At 62.5% G+C, this 11,326-nt stretch carries 12 protein-coding genes and 1 pseudogene; 3 read left to right on the forward strand and 10 right to left on the reverse strand.

Going from position 1 to position 11,326, the window contains the following annotated elements:
- Nucleotides 1–51: 51 nt before the first annotated feature.
- The 3 genes from NKI24_RS11105 to NKI24_RS11115 form a co-directional block, all read right to left on the reverse strand.
- Entirely contained in the window at nt 52–483 is a 432-nt protein-coding gene (locus NKI24_RS11105) for a low affinity iron permease family protein (protein WP_031211766.1), read from the reverse strand.
- Nucleotides 484–653: 170 nt separating this feature from the next.
- Nucleotides 654–1,295 (reverse strand): DapH/DapD/GlmU-related protein, encoded by a 642-nt coding sequence (locus NKI24_RS11110; protein ID WP_352450109.1) that lies wholly within the window; start codon nt 1,293–1,295, stop codon nt 654–656.
- Between the two features lie 96 nt (nt 1,296–1,391).
- Complete coding sequence (locus tag NKI24_RS11115; RefSeq protein WP_502901444.1) at nt 1,392–1,880, reverse strand: CreA family protein; 489 nt, start codon at nt 1,878–1,880, stop codon at nt 1,392–1,394.
- Nucleotides 1,881–2,085: 205 nt separating this feature from the next.
- Between NKI24_RS11115 and NKI24_RS11120 the strand changes: the two genes are divergently transcribed.
- Both NKI24_RS11120 and NKI24_RS11125 read left to right on the forward strand, forming a co-directional pair.
- Entirely contained in the window at nt 2,086–2,664 is a 579-nt protein-coding gene (locus tag NKI24_RS11120; RefSeq protein WP_352450110.1) for an SCO family protein, read from the forward strand.
- Nucleotides 2,665–2,675: 11 nt separating this feature from the next.
- Nucleotides 2,676–3,548 carry a 50S ribosomal protein L11 methyltransferase gene (locus NKI24_RS11125; RefSeq protein ID WP_352450112.1) on the forward strand — a complete coding sequence of 291 codons (873 nt, stop codon included), beginning with the start codon at nt 2,676–2,678 and terminating at the stop codon, nt 3,546–3,548.
- A gap of 39 nt (nt 3,549–3,587) precedes the next feature.
- Here NKI24_RS11125 and NKI24_RS11130 read toward each other — a convergent pair whose 3' ends face one another.
- On the reverse strand, nt 3,588–3,767 hold the full coding sequence (locus NKI24_RS11130) for a hypothetical protein (RefSeq protein WP_352450114.1): 180 nt from the start codon (nt 3,765–3,767) through the stop codon (nt 3,588–3,590).
- Nucleotides 3,768–3,967: 200 nt separating this feature from the next.
- Between NKI24_RS11130 and NKI24_RS11135 the strand changes: the two genes are divergently transcribed.
- Nucleotides 3,968–5,812 (forward strand): aminopeptidase P family protein, encoded by a 1,845-nt coding sequence (locus tag NKI24_RS11135; RefSeq protein WP_352745223.1) that lies wholly within the window; start codon nt 3,968–3,970, stop codon nt 5,810–5,812.
- Here the strand turns inward: NKI24_RS11135 and NKI24_RS11140 are convergent.
- From NKI24_RS11140 to NKI24_RS11165, 6 genes and pseudogenes are all read right to left on the reverse strand, one after another.
- Nucleotides 5,802–6,692, reverse strand: a complete 891-nt coding sequence (locus tag NKI24_RS11140) for a LysR family transcriptional regulator (RefSeq protein WP_352742461.1) — start codon at nt 6,690–6,692, stop codon at nt 5,802–5,804. The genes NKI24_RS11135 and NKI24_RS11140 overlap by 11 nt on opposite strands.
- Before the next feature lie 316 nt (nt 6,693–7,008).
- The gene (locus NKI24_RS11145; protein WP_352450118.1) at nt 7,009–7,305 is read right to left on the reverse strand and encodes an AzlD family protein; all 297 of its coding nucleotides are present in this window, start codon (nt 7,303–7,305) and stop codon (nt 7,009–7,011) included.
- Complete coding sequence (locus NKI24_RS11150; protein WP_352450120.1) at nt 7,302–8,030, reverse strand: AzlC family ABC transporter permease; 729 nt, start codon at nt 8,028–8,030, stop codon at nt 7,302–7,304. The genes NKI24_RS11145 and NKI24_RS11150 overlap by 4 nt, the downstream gene beginning before the upstream one ends.
- 119 nt (nt 8,031–8,149) lie before the next feature.
- Nucleotides 8,150–8,842: a DUF2461 domain-containing protein gene (locus NKI24_RS11155; RefSeq protein ID WP_352745227.1), complete on the reverse strand. Its 693-nt coding sequence runs from the start codon at nt 8,840–8,842 to the stop codon at nt 8,150–8,152.
- Nucleotides 8,842–11,049 (reverse strand): NAD-dependent DNA ligase LigA, encoded by a 2,208-nt coding sequence (ligA, locus tag NKI24_RS11160; RefSeq protein WP_352745230.1) that lies wholly within the window; start codon nt 11,047–11,049, stop codon nt 8,842–8,844. The genes NKI24_RS11155 and ligA overlap by 1 nt, the downstream gene beginning before the upstream one ends.
- 158 nt (nt 11,050–11,207) lie before the next feature.
- Nucleotides 11,208–11,326, reverse strand: a pseudogene (locus NKI24_RS11165) (IS110 family transposase); the annotation flags it as partial.

Raw genomic sequence — 11,326 nt, forward strand, 5'->3', positions numbered from 1 at the left:
CTAGCAAAGAATCGGATCCGATCTTCGCAGGTATGGCGCCGGACCTTTATATCACGCCGCTGCGTGCTTCTTCGTGTTCCGCTTCTTCGCCATGGCTTTCTCGGCTGCCAACTCGGCAAGCTTCTGATCATGCCGCTTCGCTGCCTGTTCGCACTTCTTGCGGATCTCTTCGACCTCGGTCTCAGTCAGGTGTTCGATACCGATGAAGGTGTTCTGGGCTGTGCTGACCCGGATCAATTCGTCGAGCTTCGCCTGGATCGCGGCGCCATCGCGGTTCTGGGTGTTCTGGATGAGAAACACCATCAGGAAGGTGACGACCGTCGTGCCGGTGTTGATGACGAGCTGCCAGGTGTCCGAAAAGCCGAACATCGGCCCGCTTGCCGCCCAGACGACGATGATCAGGAAACAGACGGCAAACGTCGGCGGCAGGCCGGCAAAATGGGCGACGTTGTTGGCGATCCTGGTGAAAAGCTTCTCAATCATTCAAACTCCCTCAACAGCCGGGCGACGAACCCGGACGGAAGCCGAGTTCATTGTGTCTGCAGAAACAGTTGGCAGCCGCTCCTGGTTCCCTCGTGGCGGAAGATCGCGGGTACATTGTTGGAGGAGCAGATCGCGCAGGCCGTCGGACCGCTTGCAGATACGCCCCGAAGTCAGGGGGCGCCGTTTTCCCAGCGGTCGAGGAAAGCCTCGATGGGCAAGGCCTGCATGTCGGGGACTGCCCTGGCCAGTTTCTCGACCGGCCAGTCCCACCAGGCAAGACGTTCGATCCGGGCCGCAGTTCCCGCGCTGAAGCGCTGCCGCAATGGCGTGGCCGGAACGCCGGCGACGATTGCATAGGCCGGCACGTCGCGCGTCACCACCGAGTTGGCACCGACGATCGCGCCATTGCCGATCGCCACGCCCGGCATGATCACGGCGCCATGGCCGATCCAGACATCGTGGCCGATGCTGACGGCTCTCGCCCGCCGCCGGTCGCGGAATGCCTGATCGACACCCAGCCAGCGGAAGTACTCGTTGGGCCGATAGCTGATTTTGTGCTGCGTCAGCCGCTCGACCGGATGCTCCAGCGCATTGATGCGGCTGTTGGCGGCGATCGAGCAGAATTTGCCGATCGTCGTATAGATCGCCTCGGCGTGGCGCTCGAAGTAGGAAAACTCGCCGACCATCACCTCGCGCAGGATGACGCGCTCGCCGATCGACGCATAACGTCCAAGCTTGCACGCCTTCAGCTCCGCCGTCGGATGGATGCGCGGCTCGGGATCTTTTAGGACAAGGTGTTCAGGACGGTCCATGCGGGCGCTTTACGCCCGCGCGCATAGTCTCGCAAGCCGAGTGCAGCGCCGCGCATCCGTTTGGACGCGCCAAGGACCCCGTAGCACCTTCAGTCTCTATTTCGGCTTGCCGCTGGTCCACACCACGTTCTGGCCGTAGAGCGGCACGGTGGTGACCGACATTTTTGCCGAGCCATCCTGCACCTGGCGCGAATGCGACAGGTAGATCAGCGTCTCGTTGGCCTTGTCGTAGATGCGGTTCACCACCTGCTTTTTCCAGATCAGGCTGATGCCTTGCTTGAACACCTCCTCGCCGGCCTCGCTCATGTCGATGTCGCCAATGGTGATCGGCCCGGTCTGGCGGCAGGAGATCGAGGAATCGGACGGGTCCTCGAACCAGTTGCCTTTCTGCAGGCGGTCGATCATGCCACGGTCGAAATAGGAGACGTGGCAGGTCACGCCCTCGACCTTCGGATCCTTGATCGCCTCGACGATGATATCGTTGCCGAGCCAATCGACGCCGACCTTGCCGACTTCCTCGGTGGCGGCCGCGCCGGCGCCAATGACCAGGCATGCGGCTAACGCACCGCCAATCAGTTTTCGCAAAGAGGCCTCCTGCGGTTCGAATTTTGCCGACCTCAGGTGGGACGAACGGCAGCGCTTTGCAAGCAGATCGCCTCCCACAGGATTGCCGGTTGCGGCAACGCGACATCTTTGCGTCGGCGCGACCGAACCGCTAAGAGTGTTCGCCAAGCCAGGGCCTTCACGGCGCCAACCCGGCGCCCGATGGAAATAACGACGGACTTCACTGATGATGCGTTCAATTCTGGTCGGTATTCTCGTCCTGATGGCCGCTGGCATCGGCTGGCTCACCTTCGACTGGTACCGCGGACATTATGGCGGCGAGCCGTTCGGAGCACCGTTCACGCTGGTCGACCAGAAGGGCGCGCCGGTCACCGAAGCCGCGTTTCGCGGCCACCCCAGCGTCGTCTTCTTCGGCTTCACGCATTGTCCGGAAGTCTGCCCGACCACGCTTTTCGAGTTGGCCGGCTGGCTGAAGACGATGGGCGACGACGGCAAGAACCTGCGTGCCTATTTCGTTACGGTCGACCCGGAGCGCGATACGCCGGAAATCATGAACACCTATGTCAGCAATTTCTCCGATCGCATCCTCGGCATATCAGGCGATCCGGATAAGGTCCACGCCATGGCCAAGTCCTTCGGCATCTACTGGAAGAAAGTCGACACGAACGACGGCGACTACACGATGGACCACACCGCTTCGGTGCTGCTGCTCAATGCCAAGGGCGATTTCGCCGGCACTATTGCCTATGGCGAAAGCCCGGACGCCGCCATCGCCAAGCTCAAACGGCTGGCGGCGGAAGGTTGACACATCCGGTAATGACGCAGACGCGTTTGTATTTCACCGCGGGCAAGATCGAGGCTGATCGCATCTTCGCGGCGCTCGGTGCGGCGTTCGACGATGAGGGCCTGCCGATTGCGGTGCTCGAGGTCGACGAGGACCGCGACATCCACGAAGTATCGCTCTATGCCGGCGACGACGTCGATGCGGTCGAGGCGCGGCTCAGGGATGTACTTGCCGGACTGTCGCTGTCGAAGCCTATAGCGCGCGAAACGCTGCCCGACATCGACTGGGTGGCGCGCTCGCTGGAGGGATTGAAGCCGGTGCGGGCCGGGCGCTTCTTCGTCCATGGCGCGCATGACCGCAGGAAGCGCCACAGCGGCGAAATCGCCATAGAGATCGAGGCCGGCCTTGCTTTCGGCACCGGTCATCACGGCACCACCGCCGGCTGCCTCGAAATGCTGGAGCAGGTCGTACGGCGCGAGCATCCGCGCAACGCGCTCGACCTTGGCACCGGCAGCGCGGTGCTCGCGATCGCAGCGGCCAGGCTCGCGCATATACCGGTGCTGGCGACCGACATCGACCCGGTCGCCGTCAAGGTGGCCGCCGCCAATGCGCGGCTGAACCACGTCAAGGGGCTCGTCGAAACAGTGACGGCGCCCGGATTCCACCACCCGATCTTTGCCGCGCGCGCGCCCTTCGACTTGATCGTCGCCAACATATTGGCGCGGCCGCTGATGCGCCTGGCGCCGCAAATGGCGGAGCATATCGCGCTCGGTGGCTCGATTGTTTTGTCGGGCATCCTCGAGCGCCAGCGCGATGCGGTAATCGCGGCCTATGTCGGCCAGAAATTCCGGCACGTCCGCACCTTGCACCGCGAGGGCTGGGTGACGATTCACCTCAAGCGCTGAGGCGCGACGCCTTCAACGCAAGCCGGAATCCGCTCGGACTTAGCGCGAGTTCGCCGCTTTCTTTAGCTGTTCGCGATCGTAGCCGTGAGCTTTCAGCGTTTCGTCGTCAAAGCCAAGCAGAACGCCGCTTACATACCGGCTCGCTTCGCGCTGGCGAGCTTCGATCAGCGCTTTCACAGCGTTTTTGAAAAATCCGCGTCTAGGTGAAATCGTGGACATGACGGTCTCCTTTGCAGGGCAACAGGACTTTTCCTCCACATTAAGAAGGTAAGCTCCGCTGACGCTTTTTGAAATCGTCGATTCTGCATGGCGTCCATGCGCAAAGAGACACGCAGCAACCGGGAATGATCGGTCCGAAAATCGATTCCGATTTTCGAAGTCATGCGCTACGGTCGCGCCAGCATTCGAGGAGAGCCTACATGTTCCAGACCTTCGATTCCGCCGGCGATCCGGCTGTTGGCAAGCCGCGCGTAGCAATGCTGCGCCAATGGTTGGCGGCGAACGGGCTGGATGGCTTCATCGTGCCCCGTGCCGACGAGCACCAGGGCGAATATGTCGCCGACCGCTCGGCACGGCTGAAATGGCTGACCGGCTTCAGCGGCTCGGCCGGTGTCGCCATTGTGCTTGGCGAGCGCGCCGTCATGTTTGTCGACGGGCGCTACACGCTGCAGGTGCGCCAGGAGGTCGATCTCGACATCTTTTCGATCGAGAGCCTTGTCGACAACCCGCCGGCCAACTGGATCAGGGACAATCTCGGCAAGGGCGTACGGTTGGGCTTCGATCCGTGGCTCCATACGATCAGTGACGTCAAGGCGCTGAAGGCCTCGGCCGAGAAGTCCGGCGCGACTTTGGTGCCGCTCGAACAAAATCCAATCGACGCCATCTGGCAGGACCAGCCCGGGCCGCCACTGGCGCCGGTCGAGATCCACCCGATCGGCTTTGCCGGCGAACTGGCCAAGGACAAGCTGGTGCGGCTGGCGGCGGCCATCGAGAAGGACGGCGCCACCCATGCCGTACTGACCGACCCCTCCTCCATTGCCTGGGCCTTCGACATCCGTGGCGGCGACGTACCGCACACACCGCTGGCGCTCGGCTTTGCCGTGCTCGCCGCCGACGGCTCGCATCTGCTTTTCATGGACCAGCGCAAGTTTTCGCGCACCGTCGCGGCCTACCTGACGCAGCTCGCCGAATTGCACGACCCAGGTGAATTCGAATCGGCGATCGTCACCCGGGCCAAGGGCGGCGCAAAAATCGCGCTGGACCCGGTTCTCGCGGCGGACAAGCTCAGGATGCTGGTCGAGGATAATGGCGGCACCGTCATTGCCACGGCCGATCCGGCCCGCATTCCACGCGCAACAAAGAACAAAGCTGAGATCGCCGGCGCACGCGCCGCACATCGCCGCGACGGCGCCGCGGTCGCCAAGCTGCTGTGCTGGCTCGACCGCCAGAAGCCCGGCACGCTCGACGAAATCGCCGTTGTCACCAGGCTTGAGGAGACGCGCCGCCAGACCGGCGAAGAAACGCAGATGCCGCTGCGCGACGTATCGTTCGATACCATCTCCGGCGCCGGCCCCAACGGCGCCATCATGCACTACCGCGTCTCCCGCGCCACCAATCGCAAGCTGGGGGATGGCGAGCTGTTCCTGCTCGATTCCGGCGGGCAGTACCAGGACGGCACCACCGACATTACCCGCACCGTGCCGATCGGCACGCCAACGGAAGAGATGCGCGAACGCTTCACGCTGGTGCTGAAAGGCATGATCGGCATCTCCATGCTGCGCTTCCCCCAGGGCACGCGCGGCTCCGAAATCGATGCAGTGGCGCGCCTGGCGCTATGGAGACACGGCTGCGATTTCGCCCATGGCACCGGGCACGGTGTCGGCTCCTATCTTGCCGTGCATGAGGGCCCGCAGCGTATCGCCAAGACCGGTACCGAAAAGCTGCTGGCCGGCATGATCGTCTCCGACGAGCCCGGCTATTACAAGGAAGGTTCCTACGGCATCCGCATCGAGAACTTGATTCTGGTGACACCGGCCGAGGCAATCGAGGGCGGCGACATCGCCATGCACGGCTTCGAGACACTGACGCTGGCGCCGATCGACAAGCGGCTGGTCCGATCGGACCTTTTAACCCGCGACGAGTTGCATTGGCTTGACGAATACCATGCGCGCGTACTGGCCGAGATCGGACCGATGCTCGCCGGCGAAACGCTGGCCTGGCTGGAAAAGGCAACCGCGCCGCTGCCGCACGACTTCAAGCAATAGCCGCGGCGGCAACGCCGGTTGACAGGCTTTGCTCCGCAAGCAGTCCCTGCAAAGCGGTGACGTTGGGAGAACCGGCTCCCTTGCGCCAGAACAACACCGTGACGGCGTTGTCTTCGTCAGAGGGCAGTTCGTGCAGCTTTAGCCAGCGGCTTTCCGGGAAACCCGAAAGCACGCTTTTCGGCATCAGCGCTATGCCCATGCCAGCCACCACGCAACCAAGGATGGCATGGTATGAACCAAGCTCGATGGTTTTCTCGGCCATGAACCCTCTGCGCGCATACCATTGTTCGAGCCGCTTGCGGTGCGGACAGCCGTGCTCGAAGGCTATCATGGTTTTGGGCATGTCCAGGTGGTCTTCGACCGAAACGCGCGATGCCGCCGAGACAATGACCAGCTGCTCGTGGAATGCGGGCAGCTTTTCGAACGGAACGTCAGCGATCGGCTCGGCGGCGAACGCTGCATCGAGCTCACCGGCAAGCATGGCGGTCGCGAGAACCTGCGGATTGCCGGTGCGCAACTGGATTTCCACTTCGGGATGCCGTGCATGGTATTCGGCGAGCAGACTTGGAAGCCGTGCCGCGGCGGTGCTCTCCATAGCACCTAGGCGAAGAGTGCCGCGCGGGTGTGGATCGAGCATCGCCGTTCGCGCCTCCTCCGCAAGCGCCAGCAGCCGATCCGCATAGCCGACCAATCTGTGACCGGCCGGCGATACGTGCAGGCGCTTGCCCTCCCGGATAAACAGCTGCACGCCGAGATCCTCCTCGAGCTGCCGGATGCGTGTGGTCACGTTCGACTGCACGCGAAACAGTTTTTCCGCCGCCCTGGTGATTCCGCCCTCGCGCACCACCGTGCGGAAGATGCGCAGATCGGCCAAATCCATACATCTCTCCTGGAGAACATAACGATCTTAATTATTCATTTTAACTGATTATGCCTTTCCCGTAAATCGCCGGTGTAGCTGCCGATCAACACGGCAAACCAGGGGAGATGGAAATGTCGCGTGAGCCCTTCGGCATCCAGCCGATCGATCTAAGCGCATTGACGCCGAAGCAGCGCGAAGCGCTCTACAGCGACGCCGTGCGTCGCGCCCGCCAGGAGAGAGCGGAGGCGATCCGGCTGAGCCTGTCGTGGGTCGGCGCGGCAATAGTCGCTGCGGTAAAGCGCATGTGTGCTCTCGCGGCCAAAGCAAAAGTCGATCAGCCGACGAGCTGCCGCGCGAGGATCAGCACGGCAGCACCCGCCAGGAACATCGCCATCAGGCCGCCGCGCAGTGAGACCAAGGCGGCAACGATCAAGGCTGCCCATTCCGCCGGCCCGGCGCTGAGCGCCGCCGGCGCCACCAGCGTGGTCAGCACCGCCGCCGGCACGGCGCTGAGCCCGGCTTCGACGCGCGGATGGATATGATCGAAGCGGGAGATCACCAGATGACCGCCGATGCGGGTCAGATAGGTCGCGATCGAAGCGGCGATGATGATCCACAAGGTCGTGCTCATGGCCGTGCCTCCACGCCGCTGTGGCGGGGCGGCAGGATGACGGCGAGCAGCACGCCCGCCAGCGCACCTATGGAGACATGCCAGGGCGAGCCGACCGTTTTGTATGCAATGATGGAGGCGGCAGCGCTGGCGACGACCACCGGCAGCCACAGAGGCCGCTTGCGGAAGCTCATGACCAGGCCGAGAAAATAGATCGGCAGCAGGAAATCGATGCCCAACGCATCGGTGTCGGGAATAAGCTTGCCGAACATCGCGCCGAGCGCGCTTTCGATGATCCAGAACAAATAGACCGGCAGCCCAAGCCCCATATACCAGGTGAACCCGACGGTCTCGCCGGCCTCAGCCTTGCGCTCGGCCACCGCGAACTGCGGATCGGTCAGCACAAAATAGCCTATCGCCTGCTGCACCAGTGGCCAATGCGCAATGCGCCGGCCGATGCCAGCCGAATAGAGCACATGGCGAAAATTCACCGCGAAGATCGACAGCACGATCAGCCACGGCGCGACATGCTGGCCGAACAGCTCGATGCCGACCATCTGGCTGGCGCCGCCGAACACCGTTGCGCTCATCAGGAACGCTTCGAGCACGGAAAACCCGTTGTCGACCGCGAGCGCCCCGAACAGCAACGCAAACGGCGCCGACGCCACCACGACGGGCATGCTGAGCCGCACGCCGTCCCAGAAATCGCTTTTCGCACTGTTTTCGGAGATTGCTTCCGCCGACATCGACCGCTCCTCGGGAAGCGCCTATGTAGGGAGGGCGGCGCGGCTTGTCACACCAATTCGCTTGAGGCAAACGATCAGCGGAAATGACAGCTGAAGGTCGCGCAAACGCGCTTCCGTGCCTAGCGCGGCGAAGCCTTGCCTTCGATCGCCCTGCCCCAGTCAAGCAGCGGTTTAGCCCGCATGACGAAGTCGACGAGTTCGTCGACCAATCCAGCTCCGTAGATATCCGCCGGCTCGATTGCGTGCCGGACGGCAAAATGCCGGTTGCGGATCGCGGCAGCGAGATCGGGCTCGGCGATATGCTCGAAGCCGCGCGGCGTGCGCTTCATGCAGCCGTCCGGGTCGAATTCGAGGCCGTTCTTCTTCAGCGCCGCAACGAGGGTACGGAATTCAGCGGGCCGCTTCGCGATCGCGTTGCGCAGCGCCAGCAATAGCTCCGGTCCAGGCTGCCACCAGGCAACGGCGGCAAAGCAGCGCTCCAGCCCGATAAGGACGTAAAACACGCCCTGTTCCATCTTGGTGCCGTCAGGCGAAAGGATCGCCGACAAATGCCGGTTATAAGGCCGTTTGTCCTTGGCGAAACGCACGTCGCGATTAATCCGGAACAGCGACTTCTTGCGGTCGCCGCGCAGGCCGAGCCCCGCGGCCGTGAAGCGCTCGGAGAGCGTCTCGACCAGATCGCCGAAGGGATCGCGCAGGTCGCGTTCGAAAAGGTCGCGGTTCTCTAAAAACCACTCCCGGCTCTGATGAAAATCCAGCGCCTTGAGGAAGGGAATGGCCTTTTGCCCAAAACCGTTGAACGCAGCCGCCATCACCCGCCCTTGCCAATCCGCTGCAGCCAGGTGTCCTCGTCGATCACCTCGATGCCGAATTTGGTCGCATCCTTCAGCTTGGAACCGGCGCCTGGCCCTGCCACCAGAAGATCGGTCTTCGCGGAAACCGAGCCGGCGACCTTCGCGCCGAGACGTTCGGCCATCGCCTTGGCCTCCGGGCGCGTCATCTTTTCCAGCGTGCCTGTAAACACGATTGTCTTGCCGGCGACCGCACTATCGGCTGAGACGTTCACAATGTACGGCTTCGGGTGGACCTGTGTGAGCAGCGCTTCAAGTACGGCGTCGTTGCGTTCATTGCCGAAGAAATCGCGAAGGGCGCCTATCACCGTATCGCCGATGCCGTTGATCGAAGGAAAAACGGTGTGTGGATCGGCTGCCGCTGCTGTCTCCTTGCCAATGCGGATCAACTCCTCGATCGTCGAGAAGGTTCGGGCGAGCACAACGGCCGTCGTTTCGCCGATATGGCGGATGCCCAGCGCAAAGATGAAGCGATCAAGTTCGGGTTCGCGGCGGGCGTCGATGGCAGCGAAGAGCTTGTCGAGGCCGTCATAGTTGCGTTCCTCGACGCTGCGTACATTCTTGCGCGTTTTGCCCGATGCGGCGTCGCGCTGCCTGGCCTGCTCCTCCCGTCGCTCCGCCAGCGCCTTGGTGACGGCGGGACGGCGGTCCCGGAGCGTGAAGATATCGGCGGCAGTTTTGACCAACCCGGCATTGAAGAACAGGTCTATGTTTTCAGCCCCCAGGCCTTCGATATCCATGGCGCCGCGCGACACAAAGTGGCGTAATCCTTCCACGGCCTGCGCGGGGCAGATCAGCTCGCCGGTGCACCGTCGGCGGGAATCCTCCTTGCCGGTCTTCTCGTTGATCTCGCGCGTTGCGGGCGAGCCGCAGATCGGACATCTGTGCGGGAATTCGTAGGGCACGGCATCAGTCGGCCGCTTGTCGGCGACGACACTCACGATTTGCGGAATGACGTCCCCTGCCCGCTGGATGACCACCGTGTCGCCGATACGCACGTCATAGCCGTCGCGGATCGGCTGGCCGTTGCTGTCCAGACCCTTGATGTAATCTTCGTTGTGAAGCGTGACATTTTCGACCACGACGCCGCCGACCGTGACGGGTGCAAGCCGGGCAACGGGCGCCAGCGTACCGGTACGGCCCACCTGAATGTCGATCCTGAGCACGGTTGTCATCGCCTGTTCGGCTGGAAATTTGTGGGCAATGGCCCAGCGTGGTTCGCCAGTGACGAAACCCCATCTGCGCTGCAATTCCAGCTGGTCGACCTTGTAGACGACGCCGTCGATGTCGTAGCCCAGCGATGAGCGCTGGGTCTCGATTAGGTGATAGTGCGCGACCAGTTCCTCGACCGATCTTGCCCGGACCATCAGCGGGCTGACCTTGAATCCCCACTCCGCGAATTTTTGCACGGAATCGTATTGGGTCGGAGCTGGATCCTTTGAAGCATAGCCCCAGGCGTAAGCAAAGAATTTAAGGTTGCGGCTGGCGGTAACTAACGGGTCCTTTTGGCGGAGCGACCCGGCCGCCGTGTTACGCGGATTGACGTAATCCTGGCCGCCTATCGCCGCCGAACGTTGCTTCAGCGCCTCGAATTCCGCGTAGGTCATATAGACCTCACCGCGTATTTCGATGACCTCGGGCCAGTCCGATCCCTTCAAGGTCTTGGGAATATCGGCGATGGTCTTGATATTGGCGGTGATGTCCTCGCCGACGACGCCGTCGCCGCGCGTTGCTCCCTGCACGAACACACCGCCTTCATACCGCAGGGAAGCCGATAGCCCGTCGATCTTCGGCTCCGCCGTGAAGGCGATGTTCAGATCCTTGTCGCGGTCAAAGAATCGCCGGCCCCGTTCTATGAAGTCCGCGACGTCCTGGTCGGTATAGGCCTTGGCAAGGCTGAGCATCGGCACCGCGTGGCGCACCTTGGCAAAACCTTCGGCCGGCGGGGCGCCGACCCTGCGTGAGGGCGAATCCTCACGCACAAGATGCGGGAACTGCTGCTCGATGGCGAGGTTGCGCCGGGTCAGCGCGTCATATTCCGCATCCGTGATTATCGGCGCGTCCTCGCCATGGTAGCGCCGGTCGTGCTCGGCGATCTCCTGCGCCAACCGCTTCAACTCGCTTGCCGCCTCGCTTTCGCTGAGCGACTCGACTGGTTTTTCGTCCATGCACTGCTCCCTCCACGGTGGCGCGACACAATAGAACAGGATTCTCTCACGAGGGAGAGACCAGGCACGGAAAATCATTCCTGAACAGCAGGATGGCGCCAGACCCTGACTCAGGTCGCGAGCGCCGGAAACGAACTCGCCTGGAGTATCCGTGTTGGTCAAGGGAGAGATGGTGTCCAGGTCCGATTGTCGCTGAGTAGTGCGTTTGCGAGGATGATGAGCTTTCGCATGATGGCTGTGATGGCGAGTTTTGAGGCTTTGCCGTCGGCCGTGAGCT

Source organism: Mesorhizobium sp. M0701, assembly GCF_040320365.1.
In the GTDB taxonomy this organism is placed as follows: domain Bacteria; phylum Pseudomonadota; class Alphaproteobacteria; order Rhizobiales; family Rhizobiaceae; genus Mesorhizobium.

What these genes read in the sequence shown, in the direction of transcription:
- NKI24_RS11105 (WP_031211766.1), bottom strand. Translation starts at nt 483, where the DNA reads ATGATTGAGAAGCTTTTCACCAGGATCGCCAACAACGTCGCCCATTTT.
- NKI24_RS11110 (WP_352450109.1), bottom strand. Translation starts at nt 1,295, where the DNA reads ATGGACCGTCCTGAACACCTTGTCCTAAAAGATCCCGAGCCGCGCATC.
- NKI24_RS11120 (WP_352450110.1), top strand. Translation starts at nt 2,086, where the DNA reads ATGATGCGTTCAATTCTGGTCGGTATTCTCGTCCTGATGGCCGCTGGC.
- NKI24_RS11125 (WP_352450112.1), top strand. Translation starts at nt 2,676, where the DNA reads ATGACGCAGACGCGTTTGTATTTCACCGCGGGCAAGATCGAGGCTGAT.
- NKI24_RS11130 (WP_352450114.1), bottom strand. Translation starts at nt 3,767, where the DNA reads ATGTCCACGATTTCACCTAGACGCGGATTTTTCAAAAACGCTGTGAAA.
- NKI24_RS11135 (WP_352745223.1), top strand. Translation starts at nt 3,968, where the DNA reads ATGTTCCAGACCTTCGATTCCGCCGGCGATCCGGCTGTTGGCAAGCCG.
- NKI24_RS11140 (WP_352742461.1), bottom strand. Translation starts at nt 6,692, where the DNA reads ATGGATTTGGCCGATCTGCGCATCTTCCGCACGGTGGTGCGCGAGGGC.
- NKI24_RS11145 (WP_352450118.1), bottom strand. Translation starts at nt 7,305, where the DNA reads ATGAGCACGACCTTGTGGATCATCATCGCCGCTTCGATCGCGACCTAT.
- NKI24_RS11150 (WP_352450120.1), bottom strand. Translation starts at nt 8,030, where the DNA reads ATGTCGGCGGAAGCAATCTCCGAAAACAGTGCGAAAAGCGATTTCTGG.
- NKI24_RS11155 (WP_352745227.1), bottom strand. Translation starts at nt 8,842, where the DNA reads ATGGCGGCTGCGTTCAACGGTTTTGGGCAAAAGGCCATTCCCTTCCTC.
- ligA (WP_352745230.1), bottom strand. Translation starts at nt 11,049, where the DNA reads ATGGACGAAAAACCAGTCGAGTCGCTCAGCGAAAGCGAGGCGGCAAGC.